Consider the following 19,641-nt stretch of genomic DNA (forward strand, 5'->3'; position numbering starts at 1 on the left):
CGGTTAGATTTGTCTGATATCTTAAGGAGCATTCAAGAATGATGGAGGGGAATCCGCAATGACTATTTTGAGCATCCAGAATCTGAAGAAATATTATGGTAAAGATCCGCAGACCACGGTAAAGGCGCTGGACGATATATCGCTATCCGTTGAGCAAGGGGAATTCCTGGCGGTTGTCGGCACCAGCGGCAGCGGAAAAAGCACCCTGCTGCATATGCTGGGCGGTCTGGACCGGGCTACGGCAGGCAAAGTGATCGTGGACGGGAACGATATTTTTGCGATGAGCGATGAGAAATTGACGATTTTCCGGCGCCGTTCGGTTGGGTTCGTCTTTCAGAGCTACAATCTGGTACCCATTCTGAATGTGCTGGAAAATATTCTGCTTCCAATAGAGCTCGACGGCGGCAGAATCGATCAGGAGTATCTGGATGAGGTGATCCGGGCGCTGGGTCTGCAGGAGAAAATCCACAATCTGCCTGCCAACCTGTCCGGCGGCCAACAGCAGCGTGTTGCGATTGCCAGAGCACTGGCTACCAAGCCCTCGATCATTCTGGCGGACGAGCCTACCGGTAATCTCGACAGTAGAACCAGCCAGGAGGTCATGATTCTGCTGAAGCAGATGAGTGAGAAATTTAATCAGACCATTGTCATGATTACCCACAACGAGGCTATCGCCCAGACCGCTGACCGCATTATCCGGATTGAAGACGGGCGGATTGTATCCGGTAACCCGGCCGCAAACGGAGCTACCCTGCTATGATCACCACTAACAACCGCAAAATTATCACCCGCCTTTCCCTCAAAAGCCTGCGGGCTAATCCGCTGCGCAATCTGGCTGTGATCTGTGCTGTGGTACTGACGACCCTGCTCATTACGTCGATCTTTACAATGACCCTGAGCCTCAACAAATCCATAGAACTGACCCGGATGAAGACCGTCGGCACTGATTTTCACGGCAGCTTCAAACATGTGACTCCGGAACAGATAGAAATGTTAAAGAAGCATCCCTCCATTCAGGAATACAGCATTTCGCTAAATGCAGGGAACTTGCGGAATGAGGTCTTCCGGGACAGCCCGGTGGAGGTTAAACGGATTGATGAGGCCTACGCCAGGCATGGTTTTATTTCCTTTATAGAAGGCCGCCTGCCTGCCGCTGAGAACGAGGTTGTGCTGAATACATGGGTGATGGATAAACTCGGTATCCGCCATGCGCTGGGGCAGCAGGTTCAACTGGACATTGATACGGGGGAGCGTGTGATTCAGCAGGATTTTATCGTGTCGGGGTATTATGAAGCAGACAAAAATTTGTCCCTTGCCGGGCTGGCTTTTGTGTCAGATGCCTGGGTACTAGAGAATCTGTCCGGAATTGATCCGGTAAAGTCCGCGGCCAGCGGTTCCTATGTGAATACCACAGAGCTGAGCGTCATGTTTAAGAATGCGGTAGATATCGAAAAGAAACTGGACAAAGTGCTCGCGGATACAGGTGTGGATGTGCCGATTGGGATCAACTGGGGCTACACAGCCTCTTCCTTCTCAGAAAACCTCATCGATTTCATTCCATATTTGGCTGTAATCCTCATTATTATGCTCAGCGGGTATTTGCTGATTTATAACATCTTTTACATATCTGTCGTGCGCGATGTTAAATTTTACGGCCTGCTCAAAGCGATCGGGACGACGCCAAAGCAGCTGAGGCGGATCATTACCGTCCAGTCACAGCTGCTGTACCTGCTCGGTTTGCCCTTCGGCCTCGCTGCCGGTTACGGAATCGGACGGCTGTTAACTCCGCTGCTGAACACGTTCTCAAGTGAACCCATGGAAGCTGCCTATTCGGCCAGCCCGTGGATTTTTATCGGCGCTGCTATTTTCGCCTATGTAACGGTATGGATCGCTGCCAGCAAGCCGGGACGGATGGCCGCGCGGATTGCCCCGGTGGAAGCGGTCAGGTTCACAGGCATCAGCGCCAAGCACCGGAGGAAGAAACGTTCGAAACGCGGGGGACGGCTCTACAGCATGGCCTTTACTAACCTATTCCGTAATAAAAAGAAGCTGCTGCTCATGTTGACCTCGCTCTCCTTAAGCATGATTCTGTTCAGCATTATTTTTACCGTCATCTCTTCGCTGGATGTGAATAAATACCTTAGCTCATTTATATCCGGAGATGTAGTCATCCGCAATCAAGCGGTCATGCAGTCATTTGGCGAGCGTCCGGGTGATCCTTATAAACTGTCGGAAGCGTTCAGCAGCGAATTAGCAAGGATCGATGGTGTCGAAAGTGTGGAGAAGGTCTATTACACACCCGAGTTGTATAATATGGATGACACCATACGGACTATACTGGAGCCACTGGCAGAGACTTACCCGTCTGATCTTGCCCTGCCTGACGTTCTGAAAAATGATTTCGTTTTCCTTAAGCTGTATGGCATTGATGACGGCTGGTATAACCTGGTGCAGAAGGATGTCGTCGAAGGCCAGTTTGATCCGCAGAAATTCGCCTCGGGAGACTATGTGCTGGTGACCGAAGTCATCATGCCTGATGACAATAACATCTCCTACTATCATCCGGGTGACCATATTGAGTATAAGGAGCTTGGCAGAAGCTATGAGGTCATGGCTGTATTAAACTATGATGCCCTGTATGCAGCTACCACGCAAGCTTTCCCGGCGTATGGCTATAATGCATTTTTTCCTTCCTCTGAGTTGACAAGGGAGCTGCCTGAGGGCAGTGATCCGCCGATGGCGCTGTCAGCAACGCTGCATATTGATCCGGCCAAGCTGGACAGTACTTCGCAGACCGCCAAGTCTCTTGCCGCTTCCAGCGATGAGCTGGTATACAAATCAAGGGAGGATTACAGGCAGGAGCTCGCCGGGTTTATCCGTATTTTTCAGATCGTCGGCTACGGGCTGAGCTTCGTCATTGCACTAATCGGAATCCTTAATTACATCAATACTGTTGTTACGGGGGTCATTACACGAAGGAATGAGTTCGCCCTGCTGGAGAGCATCGGGATGACCAAGCGGCAGCTGAAAAAAATGCTGATCTATGAGGGGCTGTACAATGTGCTTCTCACCACAGCCATTACCTCCACCCTGGGCGTCATTCTGACCTATAGCATCTCGAAAAGCATCGCGGACAGTATGGCCTTTACCGTCTTTCGCATGAGCTGGCTGCCGTTTATCCTGGTCGTTCCGGTTCTTGCTGCTATTGCTTATACAGTAACTCTAAGCTCCTACAGGATGCTGAGCAAGGCCAGCATTGTTGAACGGCTGCGGCAAACGGAATAACTTCATCTCCGTCAAATAAACGACATTTCTCCATATTGATTCTGCTTTTCTCCATACGCTTGCGGGGTGAACAGACTTATAATGAGGCTGAATCTTCACATTCCGCACGCAGCTATAGGAGGTTGTTTCCTTGTCTATTCACTATGCTCCAGAGCATCAGATTTTCCATCTGCAAACCGAAAATACCAGTTATGTATTCAACATTGTCCGCGGTGCCTACCCGACACATCTGTACTGGGGCAAAAAAATCCGCAGCTCCGCTGTCTCCGATCTCTTCGAGCCCCGAGGCAGAGGATTCAGCAGCAGCGTTGTTCCCGGAGACTGGGCGTTCTCTTTGGATACGCTTCCTCAAGAATACCCGGGTTATGGCTCAGGCGATTTCCGGGAACCGGCCTATGTAGCCGGGCTGTCAAACGGCACATCCGTAACAGAACTGACGTATGTATCCCATAGTATTGTAAAAGGAAAAGCTCCGCTTGAAGGCCTGCCGGCGGTTTATGCGGAAAGCGACGAAGAAGCTGAAACGCTGGTGCTGATACTTGAAGACGCCGGTGCGGGGCTGCGGGCAGAATTGTCCTATACCGTAATGACAGGGTATGACGCGATCATCCGCTCAGCACGCCTGATCAATACCGGCAAGCTGCCGCTTAAGCTGGACCGCGCCTTGTCCGCTTCGCTGGATTTCCCGCATGCCAATTATGAGCTGCTGCACCTCTCCGGCTCGTGGGCCCGGGAACGGCATGTTGTCCGTGCTCCGCTGCACAGCGGCCGGCAGGGCATTGACAGCAAGCGGGGGGCGAGCAGCCACCAGCAGAATCCATTCCTTGCCCTGCTCTCCCCGCATGCCGGGGAGAACAGCGGTGAAGCCTACGGCTTCAATCTGGTTTACAGCGGCAACTTCCTTGCCGAAGCGGAGGTGGACCAGTACGGATCTACCCGAGTCACCATGGGTATCAATCCGTTCGGCTTCCAGTGGCTGCTGGAGCAGGGTGACAGCTTCCAGACACCGGAAGCGGTGCTCGTCTATTCCGACCAGGGAATCGGCGGCATGTCCCGGACGTACCACCGGCTCTACCGTCAGCGGCTTGTGCGCGGACTGTTCCGCGACGAACCGCGTCCGGTACTGATCAACAACTGGGAAGCCACGTATTTCGGCTTCGACGCTGATAAAATCGAAGACATCGCCCGTGCCGGACAGGCCCTCGGCATCGAGCTGTTCGTACTCGATGACGGCTGGTTTGGTCATCGTGACGACGATACCACTTCACTCGGAGACTGGTTCGTTGATAAGCGCAAGCTGCCGCTGGGCCTCTCCGATCTGGCCGAACGGGTGAAACGGCTCGGTATGCAGTTCGGGCTCTGGTTCGAGCCGGAAATGGTCTCGCCGGACAGCGAGCTGTACCGCGCCCATCCGGACTGGTGCCTGCATGTGCCGGACAAACGGCGCAGCGAGAGCCGCAATCAGCTGATCCTGGATCTGTCCCGCGTTGAAGTCTGCGACTATATCATCGATGCCGTCAGCAGCGTACTGTCATCCGCTCCGATAACCTATGTCAAATGGGACATGAACCGTCATATGACCGAGATCGGTTCCGCAGCCTTGCCGCCGGAACGTCAGGGGGAAACCGCCCACCGCTATATGCTGGGCCTGTACCGGGTGATGGAAGAAATCACCTCCGCCTTCCCGCATGTGCTGTTCGAAAGCTGCTCCGGCGGCGGCGGCCGGTTCGATCCGGGCATCCTGCATTACATGCCGCAGACCTGGACCAGCGATAACACCGATGCCGTCGAACGGCTCAAGATCCAGTACGGCACCAGCATTGTCTATCCGGCCAGCGCCATGGGCGCCCATATTTCCGATGTGCCTAACCACCAGGTGCACCGCAGCACACCGCTGTCGATGCGCGGCGATGTGGCAATGTCCGGCAACTTCGGTTATGAGCTGGACCTGACCAAGTTCACGGCTGAAGAACAGGAAGAGGCCGCAGCCCAGATCGCCTTCTACAAAGAGATCCGCTCTCTCGTCCAGCAGGGCGAGATGTACCGGCTGCTCTCGCCGTTTGAAGGCAATGACACCGCGTGGATGTTCGTGTCTGCGGACCGCTCCGAAGCGCTTGCCTGCTACTTCCAGGTGCTGGCCGGACCGAACCCGGCTCACACACGCCTGCGCCTGCAGGGTCTTGATCCGGCTAAGGATTATGTGCTCAAGGAGACTGGAGCTGTATACGGCGGCGACCGGCTGATGCATGCCGGCCTGCTGCTGCCTGAGCTGCACGGTGATTTCCAGAGCAAGCTGCTGCATTTCACCGCTGTCGTAGAATAACTGTCCATGCAAAAATGCAGGCCCGCATATATCGCGGGCCTGCGTTTTTGGGTTCATACGTATTAATCGTCAGCACGGTAACTAATGCGGTTATTTAGCAAACATCCGCAGAGCAATTACATCCGCAATATCGCTGTCCAGAAAAGGGGCCAGCGGGACCAGATCGCTGATGTTACCGCTATCTATCACCTTCTGTGCACATTCATTCAGCACTTCTTCGCTCAGAAACGAGGCCAATGGGACCAGATCACTGAGGGTTCCGCCTTCCATCGCCTTCCGTGCACATTCATCCAGCACTTCATCGCTCAGAAACGAGGCCAATGGGACCAGATCACTGAGGGTTCCGCCTTCCATCGCCTTCCGTGCACATTCATCCAGCACTTCATCGCTCAGAAACGGAGCAAGCGGCAATAGATCCCTGAGTGAGACTTTGTCCTTCACTTGTTCGAATACCTCCCCAATCTGCTCCATGTTCAGAAGCGGCGCAACGCCGGAAAGCTCATCTATAGATATCTCATGCTGCTGCAGGTATTCTCCGGTTTTGTTGCCCAACATACTTGTAATTAGCCGGCTTCCTTTTCCTTCTTCAAGAATCTCTTCAATGCTGACATCGAAAATCTCCGCCAGCTGCGGCAGCTTCGCAATATCAGGCATGCTTGTTCCGCGTTCCCAGTTGCTGACCGCCTGGTAGCTGATGCCCAGTTTGTCCGCCAGCCCCATTTGCGTAATCCCCGTCTGCCCTCTTAACTTGGCGATATTGCGGCCTACCTTCAACATATCAAACATGGCTTCCACCCTTTCGTTTAACATGCTTTTAGTGTAGTGGAAGACCCAAAAAATGTATATCAAGCGTTGCTTGAGTCCTTCCGCTTCCCGCCCGGAACACGGCTGCGGAACACGGTGACAATCACCACCGCAGCGATAATGATGACGGCGGCGGTCCGGGCTCCGGCGGTAAGCTGCTCACCAGCCAGCAGCCAGCCAAGCAGGACGGCAACAACCGGATTCACAAAAGCATAAGTGGATACAAGGGACGGCTCCGCATTTTTGAGCAGCCAGATATAGGCCGTATATCCGACAATCGAGCCGAATAAAACCAGGTAGCCAAAAGCAAGATACGAGCGGGCGGTAATTCCAGCCATCTCCAGTTCTCCCCAATCTCCGGTGAAATAAGAGAAAATAATCAGCAGGACGCCGCCGGTCAGCATTTGTGCCGCGGTCGACATCAGCGGGGAACCCGGCAACTTGGCGCTGCGTGAATACATTGAACCAGCTGCCCAGCTGATTGAAGCCGCAAGCAGGGCAGTGATGCCGATGATATCGAAGCCTTTACCGGCAGCACTGTCCTGTCCCGGTTGAAGCACCAGCACGACGATGCCGAGGAAGCCAAGAACAATCCCGGCGATCACTCCTGTGCTGGGGCGCTTGCCGTTTTTACCAAACCAGCCGAGCAGCATCATCCAGACCGGAACGGCCGCAATGATTAGGGAAGCCACCGACGAAGACACCCTCTGTTCCGCCCAGGCCACCATACCGTTGCCGCCAAGCAGCAGCAAAGCACCCACAATCGCGGCCGAACTCCATTCCCGGAATTCGGGACGCCGGGCGCCTGTTAGTCTGGAGATGATATAGAGCACCAGTCCCGCTGAGAAGAAGCGGGCTCCGGCCATCAGAAAAGGCGGCATACTCTCAATCGCTACCTTCATGCCCAGATAGGTGCCTCCCCAGAATAAATAGACGGCTACCAGCGCCAAGCCTACTATGTAGAGCGAACTGCTTGTTTTGCCGGCGTGTGGTGCTTTGGCCTGGACTTTAGCGGTCTCATTCATCGTGTTGTTCCTCCCTCTGCAATTTTGCTTTCTATATAACTTCAAGCAATGCTACATTCCCTTCAAGCCGTCTTCATAGATGGTGGATAACACAAAGGTGGTCGACGTTTCCTTCACTTCGGGTATTTTAACAATTTCATCAATAAGCAGTGTAATCTGCTCCGGAGAGCCTACCCGTACTTTCAGCATCATGCACCACTCCCCGGCCATCCGCAGACATTCCATCAGGGTTACCCCCGGAATCTCCATCTCTACTATTTTGTCCGCAACCTCCTGAAAATGCCGGCTGACCACCTTCACCGAGATGACCACCTTGATTTTCTGATCCAGCCGGCTCCAGTCGATAAGCCCTCTATAGCCTCTGATAATTCCGCTTTTTTCAAGCTTAGCAACCCGCTGGTGAACGGACGGCCGCGAGATATGCAGCAGTTTGCCGATCTCCTCGTGAGACAGCCTTCCGTTCTGTTCCAGCAGCTTTAGAATATTATGATCCAGTTCATCCATTGGCCCATCCTCCTGGAAAAATTATAGCATGATTTATTTCTTCATAAACGATTCGTACTCACGTGCAATCAAAACCAAACGAATCGTATGATAGATTACTAAAAAATTGCTTTTTCGTCATAACACCAGCACTAATCCGCCCCGAAAATAACGATCCGTAAGCCAGTGTTCCCCTTGTCCCTACGCAAAAAATCCCCTTATGGCAGCAACCAGCGGAAGAACATCTGATCTCTTAGCTGTTGCCTTGAGGGGCTCGCAGGCATCTTTCAATCTAATAGATTTATGGCCTGTTGATCATCTAACTTATGGAATCTTAATTATCGTCCGTACTGTGATATCTAAGTGGAATTTCTCTACCAAATTCTCTCACAAACATACGCAACAAGATTCTAGTGGAGAATTTTCCTGTTGATTTCCTCGTTCAGCCCGTCGGCAGCGGAATCAACGGGACTTTTACCGTTGATTCCGCCGCTCGCCCCGTTACCATAGCTCGTTATCCAGCACTCCTGCACGCTGCGGTCTGATACCCTGAACTTACGTCCTGCCTGCCGGGCCGCCAAACACTTCCCCTTCTTCCAATCCGTCCACAAAACGTTGCAGCCAGCTGTAATACTCCTTCGCATGCTGCAGCTTGTCCAGGTCTCTGCGGCAGGACTGGCGCTCTTCCTCCGGAGTATCTTCGGCCTGGATCAACGATTCCAGCTCAGGCATCGCCGTTCCCATCGCGTCCTGCATTACGTCAATCTCCCGCTGCAGCTTCAAGGTGAAGAAGTTCCTGAACGCCTGAAAAAAGTCCGTCTCCGCCGCATACAGCTCCTTCCGGTCCCGCTTCTCCTCAAGCTTCGTTACCATCCGGGAGGCGATCAGCGAACGGACGCCATAGCTCATATTGCTCTTGCTCATATTCATAACCTGCTTCATTTCCTCAAGTGTCATCGGCTTATCCTCAAAGAACATGATCCCGTAGAGCTGTCCGAAGGAATAATTTGCCCCGTATAAATCCATAGTCTGCGCAATCGCATCAATCATGGGACGCAGCACTTGCTCCCGTGGAGATAACTGCCCGTTGTCCTCGCCAAATGCGGCCTGTTTCATTCGCTGCACCTTCACTCCAATTAGACTTGTTTTCTCTACATTACACAAAACTGAAGCAACACAGCGGCTTTTCTGCAAATTTTACATAATTTCTAAACATGCTTTACTTCCGCTTGACCATAAGGCGTCTGCTTGAGTGTACAATTTTTTTTGAACAGAGTGTTCTTTTTCTGCATTATACCGCAAAACTTAGACGATGGAATGGGGTATCCGAACAAAAATGACACGCTCCAAGGTAATAAACGGCCTAAAACCGGTGCTGTTCACACTCCCGGCGATGATCCCGTTCATTCTATTCTGGCTTGCCCCGCTGCTGTATGTGCTGTATCTCAGCCTGACGGAATGGGATTTCATGAGTCCGGACAAAACCTTTGTCGGGCTGCAAAACTATGCCGATCTCTTCAGCAACCCGGCTTTTTACAAAGCGCTGAGGGTCACCGTGCTCTTCTGTGCAGGCAGTGTGCTGCCGGTCATCTCGATCGGACTCGGGCTTGCGCTGCTGATGAACGGGAAGCTGGGAGGCTCCGCACTGTACCAGGCGCTCTTGTTCTCCCCCTGGGTCACGCCAACTGTTGCCGTATCCATTGTCTGGTCCTGGATCTACGAGCCTGATGTCGGACTCGCCAATACCGTGCTGAATTCCCTTGGCCTGGAATCGATCGGCTGGCTGCAGGACCCCAAGTGGGCGCTTATCGGTGTACTGCTCGTAACGATCTGGAAATCGGTAGGCTGGGCGATGATCTTTTATCTGGTGGCACTGCGGAATGTCCCTTCCGATCTGCTGGAAGCCGGCGAGCTTGACGGGGCCAGCGCACTGCAGAAGTTCTTCCGCATTACCCTGCCGCTGATTTCGCCGACCACCCTGTTTCTGTTTGTTGTGCAGATTATCCAAGCCCTTCAGGCTTACGATCAGATCAATGTCCTGACACAAGGAGGCCCGTCCGGCTCCACCCGCACCCTGCTGTATCTGTATTATCAGTCGGCCTTCGAGTCTTTCCAGATCGGTGAGGCTTCAGCCGTGGCAGTGGTTCTGGTCTTCATCTGCATGCTGCTGTCGGTATTCTCGCTCGGCGTCAGTAAACGGACTACTCATTATCAGTGATTTGCGTTTATCCAAAAGGAGGTCTCACCGCTTGCGTATATTCACCCGGCTGGGCCAACCGGTCCGCCACCTTTTTTTCGCCGTACTTGCCCTGCTGATGGCCTTCCCGTTCTACTGGATGGTTACCAGCGCTTTGAAAACTAATGATGAAATCTGGCGCTCCCCGCCAACACTCTGGCCTGAGGTGCCGCTCTGGGGCAATTTTGCCGCAGCCTGGAACGAGGCCCCATTCGCACGGTATATGGGCAACAGCATCTTCGTCGCCACCGCCATCGTCGTTCTGCAGATAATCAACTCAGGCATGATGGCCTATGCGCTTACACATATGAAATTCCGCCTGAAGGGTGTTTTTGCCGGAGTGATCCTGTTCGGTTACATGGTACCTGCTACCGCAGTTTACCTGCCCGGTTATCTGGTCTTGTCTGAGCTGCATCTGCTCAATTCCTACGGCGGCCTGATTCTCTCCAACTGTGTGAGCGTCTTTGCGATCTTTCTGGTCAGACAAGCATTCCTTCAGGTATCGCATGAGCTGGTCGAGGCCGGTGAGGTGGACGGTGCATCCCATATGCGGATTCTCTGGACGGTGCTGGTGCCGGTGACAAGATCCTCTTTTGCCGTGCTGGCGCTGATTACCTTCATCGAGCAGTACAACAACTATTTCTGGCCGATGCTGATCACCAAGGACCCTGCACTGCAGCTGGTGTCTGCCGGTCTGCGCAGCTTCTTCGTGGAAGGAGGTGCTTACGGCTTAAAATGGCCGCTGATTATGGCCGCAAGCAGCTTCACCATCGCCCCGCTGCTGCTTGTCTTCCTGCTGGCGCAAAAAACGATTATGCAAAGTGTTAATATGACCGCTGGTTCCAGTAAAGGCTGAAATCTTACATTTTCAAACAAAGAGGAGAATGATGATGAACGTATTAAAAAGGTTGTCCGCGATGTCCATGATTGCCGGATTTACAGTACTCACCGCTTGTGGCGGAAATACCGCTTCTAATGATGTTACGGAGGCAAGCGGAGCATCGTCTGCTCCTGCTGCAGAAGCTGCTGCGGCGGCTTCTAGTGAACCTGTAACGATTGAATTCTGGTATGGACTCGGCGGCAAGCTTGGAGAAAATATGGAGACGCTCATTCAGAAATTCAACGCCTCACAGCAGGAAGTGATCGTCAAAGGCATCGTACAGGCGGATTATACGGAAACGGAGCAGAAGCTCCAGGCGGCCATCGCCACAGGACAAGTGCCTGCTGCTGTGCTCTCTTCCAATATAGACTGGGCGCGCAAGGGATATTTTGCACCAATGGATGAGCTGATTGCAGAGCAGCCGGATTTCAATAAAGAGGATTTTGTCCAGACCTTCCTGAGCCAGGGCCAGGTCGACGGCAAGCAGTATTTCCTCCCGATGTACGGAACGACACAGATTATGTATTACCGCAAGGATGCTTTTGCGAAAAGCGGGATTGATGCCAGCCAGATCAAGACCTGGGAAGACCTCGCTGCGGCAGCAGAGAAAATGGCGGTCAAAGACGGCGGCAAAACGAGCTTCTACGGCTGGGAGCCGATGTGGGGCTCCGGCAACATGATCGATGCCGTGCTGAGCAAGGGCGGTAACATTCTTAGCGAAGACGGCAAGACCGTAATGATCGATTCCCCTGAGTGGATCGAGACGTGGGACCTGTTCCGCAAATGGATTCATGAGGACAAGATCATGCGGATCCATTCCGGCGGACAGGGCTGGGAGTACTGGTACAAGACCATTGACGATGTGATGAAAGGCCAGGCGGCCGGCTACATTGGTTCCAGCGGCGACCAGGGGGATCTCGATTTCAGCATCGTCTCCGCGATGGAACAGCCGGGCTGGGCCGGAATGGGTGAAGGCAAGCCGGTGGCACAGGCGATTATGGCCGGTATTCCGGCTAAGGCCGGAGATGCCGAGAAGCAGGCCGCCCTGAAATGGCTGGCTTACTTCACGAACTCCGAGAATACCGCCTTCTGGTCAATCAACACCGGCTACATCGCTGTACGCCAGTCTGCACTGGAGGATCCGGCATTCGTCTCGTTCAGCGAGACCAATCCGCAGATCAAAATCCCATTGCTGCAGGCATCTCATGCCTCCGCCCCGTTCCAGGATCCAACCGGCGGCAAAATCAATGATGCGCTGACCATCGCTGCGGACAAGGTCCAGATCGAGAATATTCCGGCAGCCGAAGCGCTCAAGGAAGCGCAGCAGACTGCCCAGGCGGCACTCGATAAGCTAAAATAAACAGCGGTATAGTTAGAAGGGCAACGACCTGTAAAAGTAGCGGTGGCTCCTCAAGAGAAATTTCTGAAATGGCTGCACTCCTAGAGTGATTTCAGTGATTTTCAGTTTGTGGAATGTCTATACTTTCGAGAATGATTGCACTTTGTGCAATAGAAAGTCCATTTTCCTGCGGTACGTTGGCTTCTGTTGTAATTCGTACAATTGATTTTCTGATTTAGGGCCAAAAGCATCTATTTCACCAATTTCTGATGTACAAAGTGCAATAGATGCAAGTTTTCAGCCCAGTTAGAGTTCATCTGTTGTAGAAAATGCAATTGATGTCTTAGCAGCTCATAGATGGCACTCCAAACGAAGTAATTTGGGAGAATGGACTTAAGTTTATTCCAGTATTCTGGCATACGAATAATTCAATGACATGACATAACGGTTGACTAAAGGAGGCCGCCCCATGCCTGAACTCATCACTCCGCAAGGAAATCATGCGATATCTGCAATCCTGTTCGACAAGGACGGCACACTTCTGGAGTTCGTCTCCCTCTGGGGAAGCTGGGCCGAGTGTTTCCTGGAGCAATTCACCCGGCAACTGGAAGCGCGCGGTCTCGAATTCCCTGCACCGTACCTTGCCTCTCTGCTTGGCACCATTCACAATGCCGAGGGCAAAATCACTGACTACGACCGCAATGGCCCGCTGGCCATGGGGACGATGGGCGACCTTTACGCTATTCTCTCCTGGCAGGGCTATCTGCTTGGCCTGTCCTGGGCAGAATCGATGGAGCTGGTGGACATCTGCCGCCAGGAAGCAGATGAAATGCTGGAGCGGAACCGTCCAGCCCTCCCGCTGCCCGGTCTGGTGCGCTTCCTTGATGACTGTGCAGCTCAAGGTCTGGCTATGGCCGTAGTCACTGCTGACGAAACCGCGGCGGCGGAGAAGCATCTCACCTGGCTCGGCATCCGCAGCTACTTCTCCGCCGTGATCGGCACAGATCAGGCAGAACGGGGCAAGCCGTTTCCCGATATGGCCTTGCTGGCCTGTGAGCAGCTCGGGGTGCAGCCGTCTGCAGCCGCTGTAATCGGCGATACGAACGGCGATATGAAGATGGCCAAAGCGGCGGGTGCAGCCGTGGCTATAGGGATAACCGGAGCGGTGGATACAGCCGGGGATGCAGTCGGAGATAAGGTCGCCGATCCCGTCGCAGCACGTTATCTTTTGCCTGATGCCGATTTGGTTGTGCGGTCCTATCAGGAACTGAGCTTCAGCAGCTTTTCCAGTTGATTATCCTGATCTCTTATCTTAAGGAGGCTACGTTTGCATATGCATACAAACAATCCAGGCGGACAAACGCCGCTGTTAACCTTTCAGATTATCACGGATACCCACGTCACTGCCGATCCCGCGCATGAATATAATCTGAATTTCGAACGGGCACTGCAGGATCTGGCTCTTCATGCTCAGGGCAGCAGCGGAATTATGCATATCGGGGATATTACAGACCATGGCTTCCCGGATGAATATGAGGAGGTCCAGCGTATTCTGAAGCGGCATCAAGGGGCCCTGCCGGAAATACGGTTCACCTTGGGCAATCATGACGTTGGTCTCGGCCACTGGGAATCGCGCCTCTCGATGTATACCTCCAGAACTGGTGCGCCTGGACCTTATCACGATCATTGGATCGGCGGGTATCATTTTATTTTCCTCGGAACCGAAGAAGGCCTGCCGGCGTTCTGCAATCTGTCAGGTGAACAGCTCCAGTGGCTGGAACGGAAGCTCGGGGAACAGCCGGCGGCCGGTCAGGCAGCGTCAGCTCAACCCATCTTCCTCTTCCTGCATCAGCCGCTGAAGAACACCGTAGCTGGCTCACTGGAATCGCAGGAATGGTACGGAGTTACACAGGATATGGAGCTGCGATCCATACTGGCCAAGTATCCGCAGACCCTGCTGTTTACCGGGCATACCCACTGGGAGCTTGAGGTAGACAACACGATGTATCCCGGCAACGGGGAGACAGCTACGATGTTCAACAGCGCTTCCGTCGCCTATCTCTGGACCAATGCGGATGAACACAAAGATGGCAGTCAAGGCTACTATATAGAAGTCTATAGTGACAGAGTGCGGGTACGGGGACGGGACTTCACTACCGGAAGCTGGATTGAAGCTGCATGTTACGAGGTTCCCTCTCTGCTGAAAACGCACGGCTAGCACCCGCAGCTAACCTGCCGCCATTTATACGCCACCAAAAACATGCAGAGCAGCGGTTCCTTCCATTAGGAGGAACCGCTGCTCTGCTTTGTTAACGACATGAGGATTCAATTAGAATAAGACGGCTGCTGCTTCTATTGATATTACTTTTACTTAAAAGCAGGCAGTGCAATATCCGCATAATTCTCTTCCAGGAATTTCTTCACTTCCGGGCCGCTGATGCGCTTCGCCAGCTTCTGGATGGCATCGGAATCCTTATTGTCTTCACGGGCTACGAGGGTGATGGTGAACTCAGAATCTTCGCCTTCTGTAATGAGCGCATCCTTCTTCGGTGTCAGGCCGAGCGGGCTGGCATAAGCAGGAGTCATCGCCACCAGATCGCCGTCATCCATCATCCGGGCCAGCATCAGCAGATCGACTTCCTCGAACTTGAAGTTTTTAGGGTTTTCTGTGATATCAGCCTGTGTTGCTTTGATGCCTACGCCATCCTTCAGCTTAATCAGTCCGGCATTTGCGAACATTTGCAGCGAACGTCCGATGTTCGACGGGTCATTGGCCATGACCAGCTTCGCGCCTTCCGGCAGCTCTTCGATCGTCTTGTACTTTTTGGAATAACCGCCGTAGATAGCGTCATAGACCGGCTGGACCCCTACCAGCTTCGAACCTTTGCTTGCATTGAATTGCTCCATATACGGAAGGTGCTGGAAGAAGTTAGCATCGACTTCCTTGTTCGCCAGCGCTTCATTCGGCTGCACATTGTCGGATAGTACTACAATCTCCATATCCACTCCGTCTTCCAGAAGCAGCGGTTTTACAATATCAAGGATCTCTGTCATCGGAGGAATCAAAGTCGCTACTTTGATCTTCACAGGTTCTGTTGCTGTGGCTGCCGGCGCCTCGGCATTCTCCTTATTGCTGTTGTTTCCACAACCAGCGACAATCAGTACAAGCAGCATAAGCATAGCTATCATTGATTTTTTCATAATTTGAAGATAACCCCCCGTGTAATGTATATATTCTCTGTTATTGCGGTCATACAAAGCTTAATGTTCCGTCAGCGTTTATCCAGCAGTCTTGCTGCCGTGCTTCCGGTGAACTGGATGATCTGCACCAGAACGATCATGACAACGATGGCATAGACCATCACTTCCGTCTCAAACCGCTGGTAGCCGTAACGGATGGCAAAATCGCCAACCCCGCCACCGCCGACAACCCCCATAACCGTAGAAAAGGAAATGAAGCTGATCGTTGAGGCCGTGAGTCCAAGCACCAGCCCTGAACGGGCTTCTTTATACAGGAACTTGAAAATCAGCTCGAACTTCGAAGCCCCCATGGAGAGGGCCGCCTCAATCGTGCCTTTGGGAACCTCCAGCAGGGACTGTTCCACAAGCCGCGAGTAATAAGCTACGGCAACAACAGACAGCGGCACTGTAGCCGCTACCGTACCAATCGCAGTCCCTACAAGGAAGCGGGTCACCGGAATCAGCGCCACAACAAGCAGCAGGAACGGGAACGAACGAATGATATTGACGATACTGTTCAGCGTCAGCGACAGACTCCGGTTCTCATACAGCTGGCCCTTGCGGAAAAAGTACAAGAGCGTTCCCAGCGGCAGCCCCAGCAGCACCGCCGCACCCACAGAAATACCGACCATCACGAAGGTTTCCCCGATGGACTGCCACATCTGCTCCTGGTATTTCAGCATACTATCCCACATGGTCTTCACCTGCCTTGCCGGTAATCTGCTGGCGGTATGAACCGGAGTGACCTGCCGGAGGAAGAAATCCATGCTCCTCGCGTGAGAAGGAATCTACAATCTCCCCGTCCTTCATTACAGAAACCTCGCTGCAAATGCTGCGGACCACATCCAGCTCATGAGTCACGATGACAATGGTTACACCAAGCGCAGCATTGATATCCTTCAGCACACCAAGGATATCAGCCGTAGTTCCCGGATCGAGCGCGGAGGTCGGCTCATCGCACAGCAGCAGCTGCGGGCTGTTCGCCAGCGCGCGGGCAATCGCTACCCGCTGCCGCTGCCCGCCGCTGAGCTGTGCAGGATACTGCTGCGCTTTATCTGCCAGGCCGACGTAATCCAGAACCTCGGCTACCCGCTTCAGCCGCTCTCCCCGCTTGACCCCGGCCAGCTCCAGCGGAATCGCAACATTACGGCTGACCGTGGCATTGCCGACAAGATTGAAATGCTGGAAGATCATACCGATCTTCTGCCGCTCCCGGCGCAGCTGTTTCTCCGGCAAGGCTGTCAGCTCTTTGCCGCCTACGGTTACAGTACCCTTATCGGGACGCTCCAGCAGATTGATCAGGCGAAGCAGTGTGGACTTACCGGCCCCGCTTGCGCCGATGATGCCGTGAATCGAAGCGGCCTTAACCTCAAGTGAAACCTGGCGGACCGCCGGATAGGTGCCATTCTTCAGTTCGAAGCTCTTGCTTACTCCACTCAGCGTTAGGATAGTAATCCTCCCCTCTCCGGACTGCCTTGATTAAAGCCTGTGGACCCCGTGGAGTGTATTACAATTATTTAAAATCTGTTTCATTAAAAATCTCTTTAAATAATAAGGTATTTACTGCGCTGTGTCATCATTTTTTTTGAAAATGATATATCAGCGGCATGGTAGAATTCGCCTATCTCTAAGCATGCGCGTCTGCTGTTATAATTATCCTGTATTTCAGCAAAGAAGCCCCGGCAGCCATGTACAGGCTGCCGGGGCTTCTATAATTCCTTAATCTAATGAGGCAAAAACTTAAGAGTTCCGTACTACAATCCGGTTGAACGCAGGCTTCGGTTGATGCTGCTCATCGAACAGAAACGGCCAATTCTTCCGTCCCCGGACCGGGAAATCATCCAGCCACGTGTAATCATCTGCCGCTCCCCAGAAAGTAACCGAGGATATCACTTCCCGGTATTCTTTAAGCAGGCGGAATATGACATCATAACGCTCCGCCTGAAGTTCAAGCAGCTCAGACGGCGGACTCTTCAGATCCGTCCGCTTGTCCTCGAAGCGGAAGAGTGACATGTCCAGCTCCGTCAGCTGCAGCTGCAGCCCGAGTGACGCGTATTTCTCAATCGCTGCGCGGATATCATCAAGTGACGGATCATATAAATTCCAGTGTGCCTGCAGGCCGATGCCATGTACCGGTACACCTTGCGCCAGCAGCGATTTCAGCAGAGTATAGATCTTATCGCGTTTAAGCGGGTTCGATTCATTGTAGTCGTTGTAGAACAACAGTGCCTTAGGGTCGGCTTCATGGGCATATTCAAATGCTTTGGCGATGAAATCCGGTCCGGCAATATCCAGCCATTTGGAAGGGCGCAGCAGCTCCGCGCCTTCATCTGCGATCACCTCGTTGACTACATCCCAGGCGTAGATATCATTCTTGTAACGTCCAACCACGGTGCTAATATGCGACTTCAAGCGGGCCAGCAGAAGCTCCTTGCTTGCAGGACCGCCAGCGTCACCGTTAAACAGCCAATCGCTTGTCTGGTTATGCCATACCAGCGTGTGGCCGCGCATCGCCAGCCCATGCTTCCGGGCAAAAGCAGCCAGCTCGTCTGCTTTGTCGAAGCTGTATATTTCCTCCAGCGGATGCAGGCTCTCAAACTTCATCTCATTCTCTGCAGTTATGCTGTTGAAATGATAGGCGAGCAGCTGCTCCTGCGACTGGATCGTCCACGGATTTACTGCTGCGCCTATCTTGAAATCGTCAGCGAACACAGCCTTCAGCGCAGGCTCGGTAAAGCTGTTAATGCCCCTCATGAATGACCCTCCTAAAAGTTTTGTGAGCACAGGGCATAGATCCCGTCAGAGCTGGCGCAGCTGCGGATGTCCAGCTGGCTGATCCGGTCCAGCACATGACCGATCTGCTTCCAGTGGATTAAATCCCGGCTGTGAAAAATCGGCACCCCCGGAAAATACTCAAAGGAGCTGCAGACCAGATAATAATCTTCCCCCGCCCGGGTAATGCTCGGATCAGGATAAAAACCCGGAAGCACCGGGTTTGAGTAATGGATCGAAGAATGATTCATATTCATGCAGACAACCTTTCTGCAGCCTAAATTAAAGCTGTATTATTCCTTAACACTACCCACATTCAGTCCCACCACGAAATACTTCTGCATGAACGGATATACGAGCAGGATCGGAACCGAGGCTACAACGGTAATGGCTGCCCGGATCGATAACGGAGTCACCAGTGCGCGGGCTGAATTCTGGTCCATCCCCACCCCGGCGGCAACGTTCGGATTACTGTTGGAGTTCATCGTCGAGGATAGCAGCTTCATCAGCTCATACTGCAGCGTACTCAGGTATTGTCTGGAAGAGGTATAGATAAACGCGTCAAACCAGGAATTCCATGCGCCTACAGCGACAAACAGGGCAATTGTAGCGAGTACCGGTTTGCATAACGGGAATACAACTTTCATAAAAATTCTGAAGTCGCCGGCGCCGTCGATTTTCGCTGACTCCAGCAGACTCTCCGGTATTGTGCCGATATACGTGCGGATTACAATCATATTAAATGCGCTGATCATGGACGGGAAAATGTATACCCAGAAGCTGTTAATCAGGTTAAGATCCTTAATCAGGAAGTAACCCGGAATCAGACCGGCGCTGAAATACATCGTCAGTACAAAAATCACAGTGATCGGCTGGCGGAATACATATTCCCTCCGGCTTAGAGTATACGCGAGCATCGTGGTCAGAAAAATATTAAGGATCGTGGACAGCACGGTCCGGGCCACAGAAATCAGGAATGCGTCATAAATGGTGCCGGAGGCGAAGATCGCCTTGTAATTTTGCAGAGTCCAGGCTCTTGGCCATAAGTAGATGCCGCCGCGGATCGTATCATTCCCCGCGTTAAACGAAACGGCGATCGTATTAAGGAACGGATATAGGGTCACAAGCACCAGGCAGATCATAAAAACCGTGTTAAAGGAGCCAAACAGTATCGGTTCAAGTTTGCCCGTGCCTAAGCTTTTTTTCATCGTTAAACCCGCTGTTTGCCGAGGGCTGATTTGTCGGTTATCCATA

18 protein-coding genes and 1 pseudogene are annotated in these 19,641 nt (G+C 52.8%); 8 read left to right on the plus strand and 11 right to left on the minus strand.

What is annotated here, in order from left to right:
* Window positions 1-58: 58 nt before the first annotated feature.
* From QU597_RS24325 to QU597_RS24335, 3 genes are all read left to right on the plus strand, one after another.
* Window positions 59-760 carry an ABC transporter ATP-binding protein gene (locus tag QU597_RS24325; RefSeq protein WP_310830192.1) on the plus strand — a complete coding sequence of 234 codons (702 nt, stop codon included), beginning with the start codon at window positions 59-61 and terminating at the stop codon, window positions 758-760.
* Window positions 757-3,285 (plus strand): ABC transporter permease, encoded by a 2,529-nt coding sequence (locus QU597_RS24330; protein ID WP_310830193.1) that lies wholly within the window; start codon window positions 757-759, stop codon window positions 3,283-3,285. The genes QU597_RS24325 and QU597_RS24330 overlap by 4 nt, the downstream gene beginning before the upstream one ends.
* Before the next feature lie 130 nt (window positions 3,286-3,415).
* Window positions 3,416-5,608: an alpha-galactosidase gene (locus QU597_RS24335; RefSeq protein WP_310830194.1), complete on the plus strand. Its 2,193-nt coding sequence runs from the start codon at window positions 3,416-3,418 to the stop codon at window positions 5,606-5,608.
* A gap of 90 nt (window positions 5,609-5,698) precedes the next feature.
* On the opposite strand, the gene QU597_RS24340 is transcribed toward QU597_RS24335, so the two are convergent.
* From QU597_RS24340 to QU597_RS24360, 5 genes are all read right to left on the minus strand, one after another.
* Entirely contained in the window at window positions 5,699-6,394 is a 696-nt protein-coding gene (locus tag QU597_RS24340) for a helix-turn-helix domain-containing protein (protein WP_310830195.1), read from the minus strand.
* A gap of 59 nt (window positions 6,395-6,453) precedes the next feature.
* The gene (locus QU597_RS24345; RefSeq protein ID WP_310830196.1) at window positions 6,454-7,437 is read right to left on the minus strand and encodes an EamA family transporter; all 984 of its coding nucleotides are present in this window, start codon (window positions 7,435-7,437) and stop codon (window positions 6,454-6,456) included.
* A 51-nt stretch (window positions 7,438-7,488) separates the two neighbouring features.
* Window positions 7,489-7,941, minus strand: a complete 453-nt coding sequence (locus QU597_RS24350; protein ID WP_310830198.1) for an Lrp/AsnC family transcriptional regulator — start codon at window positions 7,939-7,941, stop codon at window positions 7,489-7,491.
* A gap of 389 nt (window positions 7,942-8,330) precedes the next feature.
* Window positions 8,331-8,501, minus strand: a complete 171-nt coding sequence (locus tag QU597_RS24355; RefSeq protein ID WP_310830199.1) for a hypothetical protein — start codon at window positions 8,499-8,501, stop codon at window positions 8,331-8,333.
* Window positions 8,476-9,036, minus strand: coding sequence for a GbsR/MarR family transcriptional regulator (locus QU597_RS24360; RefSeq protein ID WP_310830200.1), 561 nt, complete (start codon window positions 9,034-9,036; stop codon window positions 8,476-8,478). Before QU597_RS24360 ends, QU597_RS24355 begins: the two co-directional genes overlap by 26 nt.
* A 220-nt stretch (window positions 9,037-9,256) precedes the next feature.
* Here QU597_RS24360 and QU597_RS24365 point away from each other — a divergent pair, with 220 nt between their 5' ends.
* The 5 genes from QU597_RS24365 to QU597_RS24385 all read left to right on the plus strand — a co-directional run bounded on the left by QU597_RS24365 (window position 9,257) and on the right by QU597_RS24385 (window position 14,593).
* Window positions 9,257-10,138: a carbohydrate ABC transporter permease gene (locus QU597_RS24365; RefSeq protein WP_310830201.1), complete on the plus strand. Its 882-nt coding sequence runs from the start codon at window positions 9,257-9,259 to the stop codon at window positions 10,136-10,138.
* Window positions 10,139-10,169: 31 nt separating this feature from the next.
* Entirely contained in the window at window positions 10,170-11,012 is an 843-nt protein-coding gene (locus QU597_RS24370; RefSeq protein ID WP_310830202.1) for a carbohydrate ABC transporter permease, read from the plus strand.
* Between the two features lie 34 nt (window positions 11,013-11,046).
* Window positions 11,047-12,396, plus strand: a complete 1,350-nt coding sequence (locus QU597_RS24375) for an ABC transporter substrate-binding protein (protein WP_310830203.1) — start codon at window positions 11,047-11,049, stop codon at window positions 12,394-12,396.
* Between the two features lie 448 nt (window positions 12,397-12,844).
* Window positions 12,845-13,669, plus strand: coding sequence for an HAD family hydrolase (locus QU597_RS24380; protein ID WP_310830204.1), 825 nt, complete (start codon window positions 12,845-12,847; stop codon window positions 13,667-13,669).
* 39 nt (window positions 13,670-13,708) lie between these two features.
* Entirely contained in the window at window positions 13,709-14,593 is an 885-nt protein-coding gene (locus tag QU597_RS24385) for a metallophosphoesterase family protein (RefSeq protein ID WP_310830205.1), read from the plus strand.
* Between the two features lie 149 nt (window positions 14,594-14,742).
* On the opposite strand, the gene QU597_RS24390 is transcribed toward QU597_RS24385, so the two are convergent.
* From QU597_RS24390 to QU597_RS24415, 6 genes and pseudogenes are all read right to left on the minus strand, one after another.
* Window positions 14,743-15,576: a MetQ/NlpA family ABC transporter substrate-binding protein gene (locus QU597_RS24390; RefSeq protein ID WP_310830206.1), complete on the minus strand. Its 834-nt coding sequence runs from the start codon at window positions 15,574-15,576 to the stop codon at window positions 14,743-14,745.
* Window positions 15,577-15,647: 71 nt separating this feature from the next.
* The gene (locus QU597_RS24395; protein ID WP_310830207.1) at window positions 15,648-16,310 is read right to left on the minus strand and encodes a methionine ABC transporter permease; all 663 of its coding nucleotides are present in this window, start codon (window positions 16,308-16,310) and stop codon (window positions 15,648-15,650) included.
* On the minus strand, window positions 16,300-17,064 hold the full coding sequence (locus QU597_RS24400; protein WP_310833403.1) for a methionine ABC transporter ATP-binding protein: 765 nt from the start codon (window positions 17,062-17,064) through the stop codon (window positions 16,300-16,302). Before QU597_RS24400 ends, QU597_RS24395 begins: the two co-directional genes overlap by 11 nt.
* Before the next feature lie 291 nt (window positions 17,065-17,355).
* Complete coding sequence (locus tag QU597_RS24405; RefSeq protein ID WP_310830208.1) at window positions 17,356-18,369, minus strand: endo-1,4-beta-xylanase; 1,014 nt, start codon at window positions 18,367-18,369, stop codon at window positions 17,356-17,358.
* A 32-nt stretch (window positions 18,370-18,401) separates the two neighbouring features.
* Window positions 18,402-18,638, minus strand: a pseudogene (locus tag QU597_RS24410) (family 43 glycosylhydrolase); the annotation flags it as partial.
* A gap of 42 nt (window positions 18,639-18,680) precedes the next feature.
* On the minus strand, window positions 18,681-19,640 hold the full coding sequence (locus tag QU597_RS24415; RefSeq protein ID WP_370656213.1) for a carbohydrate ABC transporter permease: 960 nt from the start codon (window positions 19,638-19,640) through the stop codon (window positions 18,681-18,683).
* Window position 19,641 lies beyond the last annotated feature (1 nt).

Origin of the sequence: Paenibacillus pedocola, assembly GCF_031599675.1 — a bacterium.
Lineage (GTDB): Bacteria > Bacillota > Bacilli > Paenibacillales > Paenibacillaceae > Paenibacillus_AQ > Paenibacillus_AQ pedocola.

Coding starts and splice junctions, on each gene's coding strand:
- QU597_RS24325 (WP_310830192.1), top strand. CDS start 59: ATGACTATTTTGAGCATCCAGAATCTGAAGAAATATTATGGTAAAGAT.
- QU597_RS24330 (WP_310830193.1), top strand. CDS start 757: ATGATCACCACTAACAACCGCAAAATTATCACCCGCCTTTCCCTCAAA.
- QU597_RS24340 (WP_310830195.1), bottom strand. CDS start 6,394: ATGTTTGATATGTTGAAGGTAGGCCGCAATATCGCCAAGTTAAGAGGG.
- QU597_RS24345 (WP_310830196.1), bottom strand. CDS start 7,437: ATGAATGAGACCGCTAAAGTCCAGGCCAAAGCACCACACGCCGGCAAA.
- QU597_RS24350 (WP_310830198.1), bottom strand. CDS start 7,941: ATGGATGAACTGGATCATAATATTCTAAAGCTGCTGGAACAGAACGGA.
- QU597_RS24360 (WP_310830200.1), bottom strand. CDS start 9,036: ATGAAACAGGCCGCATTTGGCGAGGACAACGGGCAGTTATCTCCACGG.
- QU597_RS24365 (WP_310830201.1), top strand. CDS start 9,257: ATGACACGCTCCAAGGTAATAAACGGCCTAAAACCGGTGCTGTTCACA.
- QU597_RS24375 (WP_310830203.1), top strand. CDS start 11,047: ATGAACGTATTAAAAAGGTTGTCCGCGATGTCCATGATTGCCGGATTT.
- QU597_RS24380 (WP_310830204.1), top strand. CDS start 12,845: ATGCCTGAACTCATCACTCCGCAAGGAAATCATGCGATATCTGCAATC.
- QU597_RS24385 (WP_310830205.1), top strand. CDS start 13,709: ATGCATACAAACAATCCAGGCGGACAAACGCCGCTGTTAACCTTTCAG.
- QU597_RS24390 (WP_310830206.1), bottom strand. CDS start 15,576: ATGAAAAAATCAATGATAGCTATGCTTATGCTGCTTGTACTGATTGTC.
- QU597_RS24395 (WP_310830207.1), bottom strand. CDS start 16,310: ATGTGGGATAGTATGCTGAAATACCAGGAGCAGATGTGGCAGTCCATC.
- QU597_RS24405 (WP_310830208.1), bottom strand. CDS start 18,369: ATGAGGGGCATTAACAGCTTTACCGAGCCTGCGCTGAAGGCTGTGTTC.
- QU597_RS24415 (WP_370656213.1), bottom strand. CDS start 19,640: ATGGATAACCGACAAATCAGCCCTCGGCAAACAGCGGGTTTAACGATG.